The sequence below is a fragment of the Cyclobacterium sp. 10D3-21 genome (assembly GCF_055809755.1).
In genome coordinates, this window is record NZ_CM147924.1 from 6,035,001 (window position 1) to 6,052,997 (window position 17,997).

The following is a 17,997-nucleotide window of genomic DNA, read 5'->3' on the forward strand; positions in this document are numbered from 1 at the left end:
CCTTCCAAGGTATTGGTTACCTATAGTAATGAATAATAATGTTCGCATTACTTCTTAACATGTACACTAATTCACTGCCTTTCGATGGAAGGACACAAATCCTCCAGCCCCCACCCTTTATTAATTCCAGCTACCCGAACTTATCACAGCTTTCAATTCCTATATCAGCATCTAATGAGCCCCCCCCCGAACTCTTCCTACTAATAACCATCCATCCCCATACTTGATTTAAACCCATAGGTCTTAGAACGCTTTTGTCCCTACCATCTGCTTGCCTATAAGCAGGTATTTCTTTTGCCTTTTTATACACTATAATAGACTGCAACATTTAGCAGCCTGCAGTCACCAACAGCTCCCTTTATATAGTAGTGAAAAATACGTTCTCCCAAAATGAGTAAATCTAGAAAGGTATGGCGCTCCACTATATAGTTATGCTCCTACTATGCTATAATTATTAGAGGGATCGCACCTGCTTTCAGGCTTAGCATTATTATAGTGTGTTTAACACGGGTGCGAAGACATTGACAAATGTAAAGAAGCTAATCTGAGCGATTTTTCCAGCATTAATGCTGGAAAAACCGTCTGAAATCCAAACTCCGACCAGGTACCCATCCTCGCGGACCGTAGACTGATACTCTTCAACCCTTTGCTCCTCTATGTTATCGTTAATTATAATAAGGCTACCTCTTGAAAATTATGAACAGCTATAAGCCTACAATGTAAGTACGCAGAAGAGTCATTAAATCCAATCTCGTATAGACTTCAATACAATAATACCTACTGCATGTTATGCCCCGAAACTCACTTCTTTGATTCCAAACCCTATGAAGTAAAAAGCCGATTCTTCTGTACCAAAAAGAAAAGCTCATCCCCATTGCCTACTGTTATCGAACCAGAATCGCTTTTAAGAAGGAATGCTGGTGTTTTTCAAGCCAAATATCTGATGGCTATCACTTTATAACGTCCTGCCAAAATAAGTCTGCTTTTTCTTTAAGGTTAACCTCATCTTCATTCCAGGGAATCAGGGTGTTGGTAAAAAGTTTATTGTAAAATAAATAAAGTTTCCCATCAACAATTTTGAAGGTTTTGGGATTAACCGAAACTTTCTCCCCATTGTCTCCCATGGCAAAAGCACACCAACCACCATACTGAGGCTCATATTTAATAGGGTCTTCTTCAAAAAGTTTTTTGTTTTTTAAGGAGGAAAAGTAGTAGGTCACACCTTTATAATTTAAGCTGTACTTTTTGCTCCCCTCTATAGCTACTCCGTTTGTAAAGTACCCCAAAGGATCATAGCCGTCAATCGCCAGTTGTTTTGAATCTAAATTGAAATGCTCAATGCGCTTTGAAATGCCCGCCTCTTGAAAGAATAAACTGCTGGCACTTATAAATAACAAGGTGCTTAGTTTGATTGCTAAATTCATGGTTTCAGTATTTATTAGTCCATTACATATAGCCTACGTAATTCAATAGAGAAAAATCAATCTTTATCAAAAAAACCACACACCGAAGTTTTACTACTTAACGGAAATCCCCGATTTCAACCAAACTCCATCAAAAATCAATCGGTCAAGCTTGGATGCCTGACATGGATAAGCCCTCTGACTTTGCCATATTCCTGCAAAAAACCCAACACCGCTTAAATCACATGTTCACATCGCGCTAATCCACAGCATGTCGTTCGCTCCTATTGATTTAGGATATCTTTTTAATTCGATAGTGCTAAATGGTATTGTAAAGTAGGGCTTGCAGTGGGGTATGCGTTTCCCTTTTCTTTCAGGATGTAGCTTCATAAAGTCATAACTAACCTATTCCCCATTTTGAATTTAAGTCTCTCTGTTCTTTAGGTAAACGAAAATCAAGACAAGGATGCTAGCTTCCAAAGACTAAATTCCAAGATTTAGAAAAAATAGGAGTTAGAAAAACCCCTTAAAATCAAAAAAAACCATGCAGTTCCAAAGAACTACATGGTTTTACCGCTATTAAAGATAGCTTTTAGTGACCTCGCCAGGATTCAAACCTGGAACCTCTTGAGCCGTAATCAAGTACTCTATTCAGTTGAGCTACGAAGCCATTCCTTTTTATTGGAATGCAAAGGTAAAGAATATCCTTAATAATACAAAGGATGAATTGATGGAAAATAAAATGAATCTGCTTGCTCAATAATTATATTTTAAGAATAATTAAGATCAACAGGCCATCAAATCAAGCATTATTTCCTAATTTAGCCGTTCGATAAGTTAAAAATATCTGTTTTCATGAAAAGACTTTCTATAATATCCTTTATTTTATTGATCACTTTTCAGCTACAGGCCCAAGAAGAGGAACGTACATCTATAATAGGTGGAAGACCAAATATCACTGGGGACTTGTTTCTGGATTTCGGATTCAATATGTTAAATAACAGGCCTGATGATTTGAATACGCGTTTTATCGCGTCTCGTGTGGTCAATGTTTATTACCAAACGCAAATTCCTATCGGTAAGAATACAGGTTTTACGTTCAACCCAGGTTTTGGCCTTGGTCTTGAAAAGCTCGCTTTCAAGGATGAAATGACACTCACTTCAGACCCTGATAAATCGGTTAATTCAAGTATGCTCGTACCAATTACAGATGTGTATGGACAAGATGCTACTAGCGTTTCTACCAATACTATGGCGCTAAACTATTTTGACATTCCTCTTGAATTCAGATACCATGTCAATCATGACGACTATAATAGCGGTATCCGTGTAGCTGTGGGTGGTAAAATAGGCTTGTTATATAATGCTCATTCCAAAATAGCTTATACTAACGGAGATGGTTTGGAACAAAAAATTAAAAACACCCAGAATTATGGATTGAATCCAATTCGTTACGGTGTTTATACCCGTTTGGGATTTCCAGGATTTAACGTTTGGGGCTATTATGGCCTCAATGGTGTATTTGAGGGAAACAAAGGACCTTATGGTACAGAATCCACACAGTTCAACTTCGGTCTTTCTGTGGCACTGTTTTAGACTAAAAAAATTACTTTATTTTATAAAAGGAGCGGATTTGATTGTCCGCCCCTTTTTTTATGTCAATTTATTAAATAATGATAATAGACTGGAAAGCATGTCCCAAAACCCAATAAAAATCCGGCATACACCTCTGAAGGCCGGTGGGCATTGAGATACAACCTGGCTGTTCCGATCAAACCGCTAAGCAAAATGACCAAAATAAAATAATAAAACAGTGGCCCTGATGTGAATTTTATTGATAATACTGAAACAATTGCTACCCATCCTCCCATGGCTGTCTGATGGGCACTTATTTTCCAAAAGAAGGTAATCAAAGTCATCAATACCAAGGATAAAGTAACTAGCCCAAGGGTGACAATCAGCAATTGGTCTATATTGAGTTTCCAGTAAAAGAAAGAAACGGTCATCAAATAAAAAACAGACACCAGTGCAAAGGGGTAAATCCTTTCTTTTCTATCCGGCAACTGTAGGCTATTGATAACTGCTGAAAACCGCAATCCCATAAGCCCCAATAAAGGCACAAGTAGCGTCGTGAAACTAATCAAAAGCAATACAGCCCATTTAGCCGATTTAGGGACTATGGTAGCTTCTGGGACAATATAGAACAAGGTTACCACCATCAAGGTAGGAATTACCAAGGGTTGAAAGATTACCGATAAACCTAATGCTAATTTTTTATACACTATAATTCTTTTCTTAGCCTTGCCACCGGAATTTGTAATTGTTCTCTGTATTTAGCTACTGTTCTTCTTGCTATATTGTACCCCTTTTGGTTCAATAGTTTCACTAATTTATCATCTGAAAGTGGCTTTTTCTTATCCTCTTCGTCAACCAGCTTATTAAGAACACTTTTCACTTCACGGTTACTCACATCTTCTCCCCCATCAGTAGCTATCCCCTCTGAGAAAAAGTATTTTAATGGAAACACACCAAATTCGGTCTGAATGGCTTTGCTGTTGGCCACCCTTGAAACAGTGGAAATGTCCATGTCTATTCTTTCTGCAATGTCCTTTAATATCATGGGCCGCAATTTAGTTTCGTCGCCATCAATGAAAAAATCATGCTGATAGTCTAGAATACATTGCATGGTCCGCATTAAGGTTTGTTGCCGCTGCTTAATGGCATCTATAAACCACTTGGCTGAATCCAACTTCTGTTTAACAAAGGAAACAGTCTCCTTAAGTTTTTTGTCTTTTTTATCACTTTTATCGTAAGCATTAAACATTTCTGAATAAGACCTACTTACTTTTAATTCAGGAGCATTTTTTGAATTTAAGACAATCTCAAATTTTCCATTTGCACTATTAAGTATAAAATCAGGGATCACATAATGATTCCGAACCATACCGTCAGAAATGCCTCCAGGTTTTGGATTCAACCGGGTAATCAAATGAATGACATCCTTAAGTTCCTCTTCCTTTATCCCTGCTTTCTTTAAAATTTTATCATAATGCTTTTTCGTAAATTCCTCAAAACACTCCTGAACAATATAAATGGCTCTAGGCACCAAGGGATCAGGTTCCTCAGTTGTATTTCTTCGCTCCAATTGAATAATCAGGCATTCTTGCAAGTTCCTTGCAGCAATACCCGGAGGGTCAAAAGTTTGAATCTTTAATAGTATCTCTTCAACCTCATCTATGTCTGTTTCTACATTCTGACTGAATGCTAAGTCATTAATAATGGCTTCGAGATCCCGCCTTATATAACCGTCATTTTCTATACTCCCGATTAACTGAGTGCCAATTAATCGCTGTTCATCGCTTAATTTTAAAAAATTGAGTTGCGAAAGCAATTGTTCATGAAGAGAACTGTAACTAGACAAAGGCATGTCTCTTTCTTCCTCATCAGAAGAATAGTTTCCATCACCCTGCATCTTATACCCACCATACTCCTCATTAAGGTAATCCTCAATATTGACATCCTTGTCATCCTTTGTGTCGGCCACATCAGTATTGTCAGGAAACTCATCCGGTTGGTTTTCAGCGTCCCCTTCTTTCCCCTCCTCCAAGGCAGGGTTAATCTCTAGCTCCTCCTCAATTCTAGAATCAAGCTCTGCAGTAGGAACCTGCAGTAATTTGATAAATTGTATCTGTTGAGGGGATAATTTCTGAGATAATATCTGGTTTAAATTCAGTTTCTGCATATATTAAAACCTATTATTGGGTTGAGTTATGTCCATCTGGTGTCCGAAGAAACCCGATTGGAATTTCAAATTTAGGAAATAAGATCAAAATTTTGATAAAAAGCGTATTATATCGTTTTTTTGCATTCAATTTAAATGTGCACCCTTTTGGGTTTTTTATTTTATAACAGAGAATCGTCATGTCATTTAACAACAGAATTAAAATAAAATCTTTACTGGAGAACCCTACTCCAGAAGAAAAAACAACCATAATGGGTTGGGTAAGAACCAAAAGGAGCAATAAGCACGTAACTTTCATCGCCATAAATGATGGGTCCTGTATCCAAAATTATCAATGTGTGGCAGATCCTGAATTAATTTCCGAGGATATTCTCAGAAAAATCAACACAGGGGCTTGCCTGAAAATTACCGGAACAATCGTTGCTTCCCAGGGATCAGGGCAATCTACTGAAATCCAAGCAGATTCTATTGCCGTACTTGGTGAAGCTGATCCTGATAAATTTCCGATCCAACCAAAAAAACACTCTTTAGAATTCTTACGTGAAAATGCTCACCTTAGGGTAAGAACCAACACCTTTGGTGCAATCTTTCGTGTGCGACACCAACTTTCTTTCGCGATTCATCAATATTTTCACGACAAAGGTTTTGTCCACATTCATTCCCCTATCATCACAGCATCAGATGCAGAAGGGGCTGGTGAAACTTTCCAGGTAACTACACTGGATATAAATAATGCACCAAAAACGGATAATGGAGACATTGACTTTAAGGAAGACTTTTTTGGGAGAGCGACCAACCTAACTGTTTCAGGTCAACTGGAAGGGGAACTTGCGGCAATGGCTTTGTCCGAGGTTTACACCTTTGGCCCTACTTTTCGTGCCGAGAATTCCAATACTACCCGACACCTTGCGGAGTTTTGGATGGTTGAACCAGAGATGGCCTTTTTCGATGCTCAGGACAACCAGGACCTGGCTGAGGATTTTCTTCAATACATCATTGGTTTTGCTTTGAAGCACTGTAAAGAAGATTTGGAGTTTTTGGATAAGCGTGCAGCTGAGGAAGACAAGGCGAAGAAAGCGGAACAGAGGAGCGATATGGGACTACTGGAAAGATTGGCTTTTGTTACCCAAAACGAATTCGTTCGAATTACCTATACGGAAGCTTTTGAAATATTAAAAGCCTCTAAACCGAATAAAAAGAAAAAATTCGCTTACCTCATAGAGGAATGGGGTACTGATCTTCAATCAGAACATGAAAGGTACCTGGTAGAAAAGCATTTTAAAAAGCCGGTAATCCTTACAGACTATCCCAAAGAGATCAAATCCTTCTACATGAAACAAAATGAAGATGGCAAAACCGTTGCAGCCATGGACATACTCTTCCCGGGAATTGGCGAAATAGTTGGCGGATCTCAACGTGAAGAGAATCTGGAGAAACTTTGCCAGCGAATGGACGAACTGGAGATTAGCAAAGAAGAAATGTGGTGGTATTTGGATACACGGAAATTTGGTACTGCCCCACATGCAGGATTTGGCTTAGGCTTTGAGCGTTTGGTCCTATTTGTTACTGGAATGGGCAATATACGAGACGTAATACCATTTCCAAGAACGCCTGGAAATGCAGAATTTTAATAATAATTTTAAGATCCTTGGGCAGAAGCCCAAGGATCTTAAAATTTAATGGTATTTTTTCTTAGGGCTTTTGATTACTTCATATTAAACCACTTAAACTTTTCTCTAAGCTATTTCCCTAGATGGACAAAATAATTTTCATCTTTCTCTTTTTTGCAAGTCGATCATATTCTAAGCAACATAGTCTCCTATACCTCAAATAGAACAGTTCAATAATGTACAAAAAGATTGTTATAGGTCTTCTTTTCTGAATATTAAATAAAACCAGGGAGATGATTCATTTTCAATAAGATTTACCAAAGTCTTGGTTTTTGTATTACATTTTTTTTGTCCAGACTTCCTCAACTCCAAAGGAAAAGTATGTAATCAGATAAAAATTCAAAGCTATTAGGAAACTGAAAGAAAGCTAAAGCGAGGCTAATTAGGGGATAAAAAAGTAAAGGTCGACTTAAAAACAATTCCTACATTTAGAATTATAGCTTATTTGAAGTTTAAATACAGGGAATATCGAGTAAAAAAAATATTAAATGTTACTTTAGAGGTATAACGTAGATTGGATATTACTTAAATTTCTTGTGGTAAAATAATTATTATGCTTACCTGATAATTATCAAGCCTGCAAAGAAGTATTAAATACGGCATTATGATAACTTTCAACATGAAGCGCTCAACTAAAGGGTATGATAAATCGGACAAAGGGGAGAATTTGTTTCGTCAAAATTTTACTTCACCATCCTGCCACAAAAACATTTGCTTTTATAAAAACTGGAAAAAACATCGCTTCCCCAGCTTCATCCTTCCTATTTGTTTCCTCTTTCTTATATCTAGTTGTAACAGCCAGAATGATAGTCAGCAAGCAGAACAAATCCAACTGACAGGTATTCAGCCCTGGTCGGAAAACCCTGGCTATTGGGAATACAATGGAGAACCTGTTCTGCTATTGGGAGCGACAGACAATGACAACCTGTTTCAAATGCCAAACCTGGAATCGCATCTGGACAGTCTATCCCAAGTGGGTGGAAATTATATCCGGAATACCATGAGTGATAGGGATGAAACGGATGAAAAGGCCTTCTATAAAAATGAGGAAGGAAAGTATGACCTTGGGAAGTGGAATCCAGATTATTGGACAAAATTTGAAAACTTATTAAAATTGACCCAAGAAAGAAATATCATCGTCCAAATAGAAATTTGGGACCGTTTTGATCATGCCCGAGAGCAATGGGAAACGGATCCCTACAACCCCAAAAACAATGTAACCTATACGTATGAGGAAGCGCTTTTGGATAGCATTTACCCCGATCATCCGGGCCAAAATAAACAACCTTTCTTTTTTACCGTCCCAGCTCTTCAGGACAATAAGTTACTTTTAGCTTATCAGGAAGCATTTGTGGAAAAGTTGCTGTCCATTTCTCTAAATTACAACAACGTACTTTATTGCTTAGACAATGAAACAAGTGGAATGGAAGAATGGGCAACCTTCTGGGCGGCATTCTTAAGGGAGAAATCAGGAGAAACGCAAATTAATGTGACTGAAATGTGGGACCATTGGGACCTTAAGTCAGCAGAACACAAAAGAACGTTAGATCATCCAGAACGCTATGATTTTATAGACATTTCTCAAAACAGCCACAAAACGGGGGAAGAAAATTGGAACAATGCCCAATACGTTTTTGATTATATTAAAGACGAAGTACGACCGGTGAATTCTGTGAAAATATATGGAAGTGATGGACACGGCCCATGGCTTGCCCGAGGCATTACAACCAAGCATGCTGTCAATACCTTTTTTAGAAATATTCTTGGAGGTTTTGCATCCAGCAGATTTCATAGGCCCCCACATGGGTTAGGCCTAAGCAATTGGTCCATCCAAAGTATTAAAACGATAAGGAAAATCGAAGAAAAAATAAAATTATGGGATTTGGATCCCATGATAGGAAACTTGTTGAATCGAGAAGAGGACGAAGCTTTTTTGGCAGGAAAGGTTGGTGAAACGTATCTTATTTATTTCCCCGAAGGTGGAGAGGTTAAGTTGGACCTAAGCCAATATTCTGAACAATACCAATTGTCTTGGATAAGCCTGGAAGATGCCAATTGGGGATCAAGTAGTGATTTGGAAGGAGGAGATAAAATATCCCTTAAACCAACTGTTGATACTGGAAGTCTGGCTTTAATCCAGGTTAAATGATCAGAAATATAAATAAGTCATACTTTAAAGGATGAAAATAAACCACCATGAAAAAGCTTCACTTAAATTATTCCGTAGTGATAATTTTAATGGCAATTACTTGTGCTTCATGTCAATCTAAGGCCAATTATAAAGGGTTTACCCAGGTTGGTATAAAAGGAGACAAATGGCACATCAATGGAGAAATTACTAACCCTGGTTCTCCCGCAGCCGGATTGTTGATGAATGTAAGGATGGTCAATGCTGTTTTTGAAGATCGAGGAGAAGCATGGAGAGGACAGGTTGAAAATTTTGACCCTGATCAAAATACCCAAAACTTCATCAACCATATACCCGAATATGTAGCTTTAGGCGTGAACGCATTTGTAATTTCACTTCAAGGAGGTTTGCCTGGTTTTGAAGGTGCCATCAATACCGCTTTTGAACCGAATGGGGCATTGAGAAAATCCTACACTGACAGGGTGGCTAAAGCCATAAAAGCAGCTGATCATCAGGGTGCAGTCATTATTCTTTCTTGTTTTTACCAGAGGCAGCGGGACCATGAATTTGCTTTAAAAAACAAGCAAGCAATTATTGAAGCGGTTAAGAATACTGCTCACTGGATTGCCGAAGAGAAATTTAGCAATGTTATATTGGAAATTGCCAACGAATACCCTCATGGAGGTTACCAAGGTTGGGCAGATAGTGAATGGTTAGTTAGCGAAAGAGGGCAAATTGACCTTATGAAAACTGCAAAAAAGGCCCATCCTGACCTCTTGGTGAGCACAAGTGGCCTTGGTCATGGCATGTTTTCAGAAAGTCTGGTAAACATTGCAGATTTTCTACTTATTCATTTCAACAACACCTCACTAGATGATTATTCGGAAAAAATCAACCAATTAAAGAAATACGGTAAACCAATTGTCTGTAATGAAGATGATAAAACAGGCAAGGAAGGGGCTGCTGCTTTGGCATATTCGGTAATAAATGGTGCTGCTTGGGGTTTTATGGAAAGTGGAGTAAACCAACACATTCCTTTTGAGTTCAAAGGAGTAAATGACGACCCAGAAGTTTATAAAGCCTTTAAAAACATGAGCACACCTGGATTCCAATTGAACAAGAAACAATTAGAACAATCTTCTATCACCATCACTTCTCCAAATGATGGTAGCACCTTTAAAAAAGGCAACCCTTTAAGCGTTCATATATCTCACTTGTTTCAGGATACTACGAAGATTTCGAAAACTTTATTTATAGCGAATGACGAGCCAATACCATTAGCAAAAAATCAGAAAAAGTTGGTATGGGCACCAGAAGCAACTGGGGCATATGAATTAAGCATTATTGTCTATGGTAAGACAGGCTCCATTATGTACCAATCAGCTCCGGTAGATATTGAAGTTGACTAGTTAAAAGAGTAGCTGAGTAATTGTCTTTTTCTAAGTCAGATTCAGAATTTGATCGCCAAACAATACAGATTTCTTTCCTATCTATAATTTGCTTGCGCAAAAGTGAGGATTGATAGGAGAATAAAAAACACATCCATTATGCAAAATTTGGGTTTAATTCTTATATTGAATACTTGGAAACATTCTTAAAGTACCTGAAAACTGAGGCCATAGGAGGCCATATTATCAGAATTTCCCTTGCATGTCTGCTTCTATTTGGGGGATTTACAAAGTTAAAACTTATTGGGGCGCTGGAATACAATCTATTTTGGTCGATTCTACTTGCTGCCATTGAGACTTTTGCTGCTTTTGGTTTAATTATTCATTATAAGAAACCTGTATTGGGAATAGTAGCAGGGGCTTTGGCATTATTGTCCATTTTTATCCGTTTGATTTTTTCTATTGGTTGGGTCAGAGACCATATTCTCCAAACAAATTCTTTTATGGATGCCTTTGGAGCCATAATTGGTGTCTATAACAATGGCCTTTTTCACATCGCCCTCTTATTTGGTGCAGGGGTTTATTGCTTAGGGAATTCTTATAAGGCCTATATTAAAGAAAGGATCACCAGGCCCTGGCCTCATTAAAATGCAGCTATTTTACTCCGATAGCTTAAGGTCATAATTGGCACGCCTATCTTTATGTAGTCAGAGTCGAAAGTCAAAAACGTGGCCTTCTTTGGGTCAATACTATTCATCAGGAAAGCTTTAACTCGGATTCGAAGATATAGCTAAGTCAAGATTTTGTCAGCATTGTTGCAGAAAAAAAGCAACAATACCGCCAAAATCATTTATTGTGCATTCACTGAACCACGGGCTACACCCGTGGCTGTGATATTACCCCCTTTCTGGGCTGATGAATGAGAACATTGACCCAATTCTATTATGATTACCCTAAATCTTTAAAGAGTTAGATGGAATTATAGGACAATAAAAATGAAACATAGGACAGGTAACTTGGGAGTTTTTGTCAGCATTGTTTTTACCAGGGGCTTACATCCCTAACAACAAATTTTCACCCCTTGGGGCTTTTGGGGTCACATTTCCTTTTTATCGAGTTAACCCCTTCACTATATATATAAAATAAACGCCAAGGACTGTTCGATTGCTATCGAAAAGACCTTGGCGTTTTAGGTATAGTTCTATGAATCTCCGGTGAAAACCGCGTAATGAAATATCAATCTTCTGAAAAACCCATGTCAGGAGTGTACAATAACTCCTTGGCTTCAAAATCATACAAAGTAAGTTCTCTCAGCTCATAGTAAGCCAACCAGAAATCCCTTAAAGACTCTACATAACTTCTTCTGTTTGTATCTTTGTCTCGTTGGGCTATACCAAGATCCGTAATCGTTACATTTCCGCTTTGATATCTCCTAAAAGAAATCTCATAACGCTTGTCTGCTACTAAATCGGAAGTCTTGCTAATTTCCAATTGGTCTTTTAGCATGATAAAGTTCCTGACTTTGGTGAAAATTGTCTGCTCGAAAGTGATGATTTCCTGGTCTATTTCGAATTCAGTCAATTTTTGATTCGCCTTGGCCATACTCATTCGGGCTTTGTTCCTTCCCCAATCAAGTATTGGAACATTTATAGTCAAATTGACCAATGCTTGGGTATTGGGATTTGAATAAATATCTGACCACATCAGATCTGCTTTATTGTATCCATAGCTGGCATTCAAATTCATTTGAAATCTTTGCCCTCTGGCTTGAGCAACCACTGCTTGGGCTTGTAACCTTTCTCTATCGAATTTTATTGCATCTGATCGGTTTTGGAAAGCATATTCTATGGCATCCTCTACCCTCACCTCAAAATCAGGAATCTCTGAAGGCAACACCAAGTTAAGTGCTGTAGATTCATTTAAGCCAATATAGGATTTTAGCTGTAAAGAAGAGGATTCCATATCTAAACGTGCCTCAGCTACCCCTTGCCTCGCTTCCAATACCTGAAGTTCTACCTGAAGCAATTTATCTTCATAGGTAGTGCCTATATTGTACCTTCCTTGTTCAATTTTTAATATTGCTTCAGAATTTAGAAGGTTTTTGGTAGCAATGTCTAAGTTTACTTGAGCCACCAAATAATTGAAAAACATTTGGGTCACCCTACCACTTATTTGTTCCATTTCTTCAACATAGGCCCTTTTACTTTCTTCGTAGAGTTTAGGTTCTATTTTCCTATTCCATTTATAACGATTAAAGGCAAAAATCGGTTGATTCAAACGAACATTAACGGGAACCCCATTCCACCTTGTCTGGTTTTCATTGCCCGTAGCAAGAAAATTATCAAATCTACTGGAAGAACTGTTTACAGATAAGGTACCGCCGGTGGGACTTATAACTTGTTGCAATCCCAACTCAAGGTCAGCGTAATTTTGTCGAACTTCTCTAAATTCAATGGTGCCATCCGGCTGTTCAACACTATTGAAAGCTTGAGAATAACTTGGCAGTGTGCCTTCCAAATTCAATTGTGGGTTATAGTCTGACTGGTACAGTTTATAGCTCCAGTATCTATTTTCCCTTCTGGTATCGGCATTTAATGCAGCAGGAGATTGCCTTTTAGCTCTTTCAATAATGTCTTCAAGTGTATAACTGACGACTTCCTGGGCACGAACAGATAAACAAACCAGAAAGAGAAAGATACCCGTAACAATTAAAAATTTTTTATTCATATCGTAAAGAAGTTATAGGGTCTTGACTTGCCGCACGTTTTGCTGGAGTGATACCGAATACCAATCCTACAGTGGCAGCTACGCCAAAGGACAGAATTATAGAACTTAGGGTAATGACCGTAGGGAAATCTGCAAAAGTAGACACCAGATGTGCCAGAACAATTCCCAGAATCACGCCTATCAGGCCACCACTAACACTTATCATAATAGATTCAAATAAAAACTGATTAACAATATCGGTTTTTTTTGCTCCTAACGAAAGTCTTAGGCCAATTTCTTTTATTCTTTCCATCACAGATGCCAACATGATGTTCATAATCCCAATTCCTCCTACTAAAAGAGAGATGCCTGCAATTGCCCCGAGCACTATATTGAAAATATTCTGTGTACGTTGTTGTTGTTTTAGTAACAGCTCAGGGATTGTAATTTCAAAGTCAACCACATTAAAATGTCTTCTTTGAAGCATTTTGGCCAATACCTCTGCGGTGGGGTTCAACAACTCACTATCCGATACCTGAATCACCAATTTATCGATTTGGTGATAATTTCCAGAACTGTTCGATTCAGAATCATTCAACCTTGACTCTGTAACCAGGTCTCTGTTCCGATAGCGTATCAGCATGGTTTGAATAGGGATATACACATCCATATTAAAATCTCTTATGCCTAACTTGGAAATACTGGACTCAGAAACAATTCTTTCTTCCAGAATCCCTATTACTTCAAGCCATTGATTTCCACTTTTAATCCTTTTCCCAATTGGGTTTTCATTTGGGAAAAATCTGGCCGCCACATTTCTACCGATGATACATACCGGATTTCCCTCAATCAGGTTTTTCTCACTAAACATCCGGCCTTCCTTCAGCTGAAAATCGAGTACATCAAAATAAGCCACATCTACCCCTACTAATTTTGCTGACCGTCGTATGCCACTTTTTACTATATAAGTATCCATGACAATTTCAGGACTGATTCTGTTGATCCCGGGAATGATATTTTGAATGGCGATAACATCATCAAGTTTAAGCCCTGGAGAAAATTTACTTTTCTCCCTCTCCATACCACTATTTTGATCTACCTGCTCTTCGATCTGCTCTACTATAGGTTCTATTACGATATTATTGACCCCCACAAGCTTGATTTGCTCCATGATTTCCTGCTGGGCACCTGTACCAATGGCGAGCATGGCAATTACTGCAGCAACTCCAAAAATAATTCCTAATGCTGTTAATAATGAGCGAACCTTATTGGCCAAAACGGCTTCGAAAGCGATGTAGAAATTGGCTAATAACCTTTCATTGAACATAAATTATGGATTGGTTTGTCAGGGGGTTAATTTACTTCTTGTCAAAAAACAATCTGACTTTAATATTATCTAGACACTGAAGCCAAAGGCTCTTCCTCTTCTTTCGCCTGGTCTTGGTTTCTTTTACCATTTAGTTCCTCAAGTAAATTAATGGCTATATTCTCTCCCCAGTCAGGTGTATTCAAATAGACATATTGGCCCTGAGTCAAGCCTTTTTCTATCACTACATCATTGGCATTTGTCATCCCCAACAAAACTTCCTGCTTGGTACCATTTCTAAGGTAAACATAATTAATGCTATCGTTGGCAACATTTACGGCCTCCAAAGGTACGTACAAAACATCGTCTAATTTATCTGCAATGATGGTATTACTTGAAGTCATGGAAGGGCGCAATAATGGATCGCTCTCATTTACTTCAATAATCACCTCAAATACCTTGGCATCTGAATTAGGTCTTTGCTGACCTACATTGGCCACTTTCTTGACCTCTCCAGTATATTTCTTGTCTGGGAAGGCGTCCATTCCCAATTCTACTTGCTGACCGCTCTTTACTCTTCTTATGTCCACCTCATTTATATAGGTAATGCTTTGCATGGTAGTAAGGTCAGGAAGAGTTGCCACTACCGGGTTCCATGAGTTGATTTGAGAACCTTCTTTCACTTTTGATCCTCTATAATCCACATAGATAACCATTCCATCTTGCGGCGCTGTGACAACGAATTTATCAAGCACTTCCACCATTTGGCTTACTTCCAATTCATCCTCCCTAAGCTTGGCGGCAATCTCCATCATCCGGGCTTTTTCCTGAAGGGTTTTAATTCTATACCTTTCCTGGGCTTGATCCAACTCTCTTATGGCTTTCTCAACATTGTATTCATTTTGTTTTATGATAGCAGGTGGCTCAAATTGGGATTGTTCCAAAATCAATTCCTGCTCCTGAACAATGTATTTTTGATTGAGAATGTTGTCCCTTTCCACACGAAGATTTAAAGAAGTGTCCAATTGGATTTGTTCATATTGTGCCCTGGTCTGTTCCAGGTCCAATTTTCGGTCTTCAAGCCGACCAAAAAGTTCCGTTTTATCAATAGAGCAAATGAAATCTCCTTTTTGTACCACCGTTCCTTCATCCACCATTTTATCAATGGTGAAGCTCCCGATTCGAAATCTTCGGGCCTCAGCGGGACCAAAAACCTGCACGGAACGTAGGGCTTCCAATTCACCAGAAGTAGTGATCTCTATACGAAACTCTCCTTGCTCAACAGTTGCCAAAATATTATTCTCTACACCAGTACTTCCTGAAGCAAAGAAAAAATACAAGGCGCCTATGACCAATATGCTCCCAATGGCTACGTATATTAGATTCCTTTTCATTTTGATTGAGTTAAATACATAACAAATTTAGCCATTTTGAAACCTAAGTATTCTCCACATAGCATTTTATATAGCCACTGGAATAATAACGTAAGTGTCTACCTGACATTTAAATTGAAACGATAACCTTCGACACAGATAAAGAATGATTTTTAACAAAGGAAGTGCCATTTCAAAGCTACCTTATATATTTGCACTATGAAATCATTGATTAGTTGGACAATTCGCCATATTCCCAGAAAGTACTTGCAGCTCTTTAGCCATTTTTTCTTAAAAGTCGCCGTAATATTTTATTCGGGTTCAAACGTATCGTGCAATATATGTCAAAAGGGCTTTCGTAAATTTTTGCCCTACGGGAGAATTGCCCGCGAGAATGCGCTTTGTCCTAACTGTCTGAGCTTGGAAAGACACCGGCTTATGTGGCTTTTCTTACAACAAGAAACTGATTTCTTTGTCGCCCCCCTAAAAGTCCTCCATGTCGCTCCCGAGTTGTGCTTTCTGGATCGCTTCAAAAGATTAAAAAATCTGGAATACATCTCTGGCGATATTGAATCACCCTTGGCAGAGGTAAAGATGGATATTCACCAAATCCCCTTTCCTGACAATTCCTTCGATGTTGTATTTTGTAACCATGTACTCGAACATGTGGCAGATGATTTGAAAGCTTGTGCTGAAATCAACAGGGTTCTAAAACCCAATGGCTGGGGGATCATTCAGTCACCTGTATATGACCATGAGACTACACTTGAAGACCATTCGATTACAGATCCCAAAGAAAGAGAAAAAGTATTTGGCCAGAGTGACCATGTAAGGAAATATGGGAAAGATTATGCCAAAAGGCTCAGTCAATCTGGTTTAAGGGTATTGGAGAATGATTTTGCCCAGCGTCTTCCTGAAGCGCTGATAAAAAAACATGCCCTTCCTGAAAAAGAAATAATCTTTTATTGTCAGAAAGGGCATTAATTAATCTTCGTATTCGGATAGAAATTAACCTAGCTTTTCGATAAGAATTTTAACAATTCTTTTGGCAGTTGTTCCATCCCATAAATGTGGGATTTGTCCTTTCTTCCAATTCCCGGAAAACAATTTTTCCATGGCAGGCTTTATGGCTTTTGGATCCGTCCCAAGTAATTCGTTGGTACCTTCTGTGATGGTTTCTGGACGCTCAGTATTGTCTCTCAAGGTCATGCAAGGAATCCCCATTACTGTGGTTTCTTCTGTGATCCCTCCCGAGTCAGTAACTACCGCTTTTGCGCTCTCTACGAGGTAGTTAAACTCAAGATATCCCAATGGATCTATCATGTGTAACCTTTCGTGAGTAATACCTAGGTTTTGCAACATCTTCTTTGTCCTCGGATGAACAGGGAACACCAATGGCAAACCACCAGAATGATCTATGATTTCTTGTATAAGTTCTTTCAGTTTCTCTTCCTGATCCACATTGGCAGGCCTGTGTAAAGTCATCACGATGTATTTGCCTTTTTCCAAGCCGATTTCATCCCAGACTTCGGGTTTCTGAAATCTTGGGCGATGTTTCACTAAGGTGTCGATCATCGTGTTGCCAACATAGAAAATTCTTTCATTGCCAATCCCAGCTTTTCTTAAGCTTTCATTGGCTACCTCAGAGGTAGTGAAAAAATAATTGGTAATGCTATCGGTAACCATTCGGTTAATTTCTTCCGGCATAGACCAGTCTCCTGACCTAATCCCAGCTTCCACATGCGCTACTTTTACATGTAGTTTTTGTGCTGTGATGGCACAAGCCATCGTCGAAGTTACATCTCCAACTACCAGACAGATGTCGGGCTTGTCACCTTCCATTAGCAATTTTTCATAACCTATCATGATGGCTGCCGTTTGTTCGGCCTGGCTACCACCACCTGCTCCCAGGTTTACATCTGGCTCGGGAATCCCCAACTGTTCAAAAAAGCTTCCAGACATGTTTTTGTCGTAATGTTGACCAGTGTGTATCAGTCTAAAAGTTATTGCCTTTCCTTCTCCTGATGCTGCTTTAATCGCATCTATTATCGGAGAAATTTTCATAAAATTAGGGCGAGCCCCTGCAATCAAGTCTACGCTTATCATATTTCAAAAATTAAATTTACCAAGTTTACCAAATAAATCTGAAAAAAAGAGAGAAACACCCCCTAAATATTTTGAGAAATTGAAAAAAATACTGAATAAGAAAGAAGATTCAATGTTTTTAAAAATTCGATTTCCCAATTAAGTACTTTACTAAACAAAATCAAATCCTTTTAAA

General features: G+C 38.5%; 13 protein-coding genes and 1 tRNA gene. 6 read left to right on the top strand and 8 right to left on the bottom strand.

The window, feature by feature from the left end; all coding sequences use genetic code 11:
* Positions 1 to 950 precede the first annotated feature (950 nt).
* Positions 951 to 1,424, bottom strand: a complete 474-nt coding sequence (locus tag AC0L7T_RS23325) for a YHS domain-containing (seleno)protein (protein ID WP_473338778.1) — start codon at positions 1,422 to 1,424, stop codon at positions 951 to 953.
* 575 nt (positions 1,425 to 1,999) lie between these two features.
* Positions 2,000 to 2,073, bottom strand: a tRNA-Arg gene (locus AC0L7T_RS23330).
* 185 nt (positions 2,074 to 2,258) lie between these two features.
* Between AC0L7T_RS23330 and AC0L7T_RS23335 the strand changes: the two genes are divergently transcribed.
* A complete protein-coding gene (locus tag AC0L7T_RS23335) occupies positions 2,259 to 2,999 on the top strand; it encodes a porin family protein (RefSeq protein WP_473338780.1) in 741 nt (246 codons plus the stop codon).
* Between the two features lie 62 nt (positions 3,000 to 3,061).
* Here AC0L7T_RS23335 and AC0L7T_RS23340 read toward each other — a convergent pair whose 3' ends face one another.
* Both AC0L7T_RS23340 and rpoN read right to left on the bottom strand, forming a co-directional pair.
* The gene (locus AC0L7T_RS23340) at positions 3,062 to 3,685 is read right to left on the bottom strand and encodes a PA-phosphatase (RefSeq protein WP_473338782.1); all 624 of its coding nucleotides are present in this window, start codon (positions 3,683 to 3,685) and stop codon (positions 3,062 to 3,064) included.
* On the bottom strand, positions 3,685 to 5,145 hold the full coding sequence (gene rpoN / locus AC0L7T_RS23345; RefSeq protein WP_473338784.1) for an RNA polymerase factor sigma-54: 1,461 nt from the start codon (positions 5,143 to 5,145) through the stop codon (positions 3,685 to 3,687). The genes AC0L7T_RS23340 and rpoN overlap by 1 nt, the downstream gene beginning before the upstream one ends.
* Before the next feature lie 179 nt (positions 5,146 to 5,324).
* Here rpoN and asnS point away from each other — a divergent pair, with 179 nt between their 5' ends.
* The 4 genes from asnS to AC0L7T_RS23365 all read left to right on the top strand — a co-directional run bounded on the left by asnS (position 5,325) and on the right by AC0L7T_RS23365 (position 10,978).
* On the top strand, positions 5,325 to 6,776 hold the full coding sequence (gene asnS / locus AC0L7T_RS23350; RefSeq protein WP_473338785.1) for an asparagine--tRNA ligase: 1,452 nt from the start codon (positions 5,325 to 5,327) through the stop codon (positions 6,774 to 6,776).
* A 643-nt stretch (positions 6,777 to 7,419) separates the two neighbouring features.
* A complete protein-coding gene (locus AC0L7T_RS23355; RefSeq protein WP_473338786.1) occupies positions 7,420 to 8,964 on the top strand; it encodes a hypothetical protein in 1,545 nt (514 codons plus the stop codon).
* Between the two features lie 47 nt (positions 8,965 to 9,011).
* Entirely contained in the window at positions 9,012 to 10,352 is a 1,341-nt protein-coding gene (locus AC0L7T_RS23360) for a hypothetical protein (protein WP_473338787.1), read from the top strand.
* A gap of 173 nt (positions 10,353 to 10,525) precedes the next feature.
* Complete coding sequence (locus tag AC0L7T_RS23365; protein WP_473338789.1) at positions 10,526 to 10,978, top strand: hypothetical protein; 453 nt, start codon at positions 10,526 to 10,528, stop codon at positions 10,976 to 10,978.
* Between the two features lie 589 nt (positions 10,979 to 11,567).
* Here AC0L7T_RS23365 and AC0L7T_RS23370 read toward each other — a convergent pair.
* From AC0L7T_RS23370 to AC0L7T_RS23380, 3 genes are all read right to left on the bottom strand, one after another.
* Positions 11,568 to 13,058 (bottom strand): TolC family protein, encoded by a 1,491-nt coding sequence (locus tag AC0L7T_RS23370; protein ID WP_473338790.1) that lies wholly within the window; start codon positions 13,056 to 13,058, stop codon positions 11,568 to 11,570.
* Positions 13,051 to 14,364, bottom strand: a complete 1,314-nt coding sequence (locus AC0L7T_RS23375) for an ABC transporter permease (RefSeq protein ID WP_473338791.1) — start codon at positions 14,362 to 14,364, stop codon at positions 13,051 to 13,053. Before AC0L7T_RS23375 ends, AC0L7T_RS23370 begins: the two co-directional genes overlap by 8 nt.
* A gap of 65 nt (positions 14,365 to 14,429) precedes the next feature.
* A complete protein-coding gene (locus AC0L7T_RS23380; protein ID WP_473338793.1) occupies positions 14,430 to 15,737 on the bottom strand; it encodes an efflux RND transporter periplasmic adaptor subunit in 1,308 nt (435 codons plus the stop codon).
* A 198-nt stretch (positions 15,738 to 15,935) separates the two neighbouring features.
* Between AC0L7T_RS23380 and AC0L7T_RS23385 the strand changes: the two genes are divergently transcribed.
* Positions 15,936 to 16,700 (top strand): class I SAM-dependent methyltransferase, encoded by a 765-nt coding sequence (locus AC0L7T_RS23385; RefSeq protein WP_473338795.1) that lies wholly within the window; start codon positions 15,936 to 15,938, stop codon positions 16,698 to 16,700.
* Positions 16,701 to 16,724: 24 nt separating this feature from the next.
* Here AC0L7T_RS23385 and wecB read toward each other — a convergent pair whose 3' ends face one another.
* On the bottom strand, positions 16,725 to 17,822 hold the full coding sequence (gene wecB / locus AC0L7T_RS23390; RefSeq protein WP_473338797.1) for a non-hydrolyzing UDP-N-acetylglucosamine 2-epimerase: 1,098 nt from the start codon (positions 17,820 to 17,822) through the stop codon (positions 16,725 to 16,727).
* Between the last annotated feature and the right edge of the window lie 175 nt (positions 17,823 to 17,997).

Coding starts and splice junctions, on each gene's coding strand:
- AC0L7T_RS23325 (WP_473338778.1), bottom strand. CDS start 1,424: ATGAATTTAGCAATCAAACTAAGCACCTTGTTATTTATAAGTGCCAGC.
- AC0L7T_RS23335 (WP_473338780.1), top strand. CDS start 2,259: ATGAAAAGACTTTCTATAATATCCTTTATTTTATTGATCACTTTTCAG.
- rpoN (WP_473338784.1), bottom strand. CDS start 5,145: ATGCAGAAACTGAATTTAAACCAGATATTATCTCAGAAATTATCCCCT.
- asnS (WP_473338785.1), top strand. CDS start 5,325: ATGTCATTTAACAACAGAATTAAAATAAAATCTTTACTGGAGAACCCT.
- AC0L7T_RS23355 (WP_473338786.1), top strand. CDS start 7,420: ATGATAACTTTCAACATGAAGCGCTCAACTAAAGGGTATGATAAATCG.
- AC0L7T_RS23360 (WP_473338787.1), top strand. CDS start 9,012: ATGAAAAAGCTTCACTTAAATTATTCCGTAGTGATAATTTTAATGGCA.
- AC0L7T_RS23370 (WP_473338790.1), bottom strand. CDS start 13,058: ATGAATAAAAAATTTTTAATTGTTACGGGTATCTTTCTCTTTCTGGTT.
- AC0L7T_RS23375 (WP_473338791.1), bottom strand. CDS start 14,364: ATGTTCAATGAAAGGTTATTAGCCAATTTCTACATCGCTTTCGAAGCC.
- AC0L7T_RS23380 (WP_473338793.1), bottom strand. CDS start 15,737: ATGAAAAGGAATCTAATATACGTAGCCATTGGGAGCATATTGGTCATA.
- AC0L7T_RS23385 (WP_473338795.1), top strand. CDS start 15,936: ATGAAATCATTGATTAGTTGGACAATTCGCCATATTCCCAGAAAGTAC.
- wecB (WP_473338797.1), bottom strand. CDS start 17,822: ATGATAAGCGTAGACTTGATTGCAGGGGCTCGCCCTAATTTTATGAAA.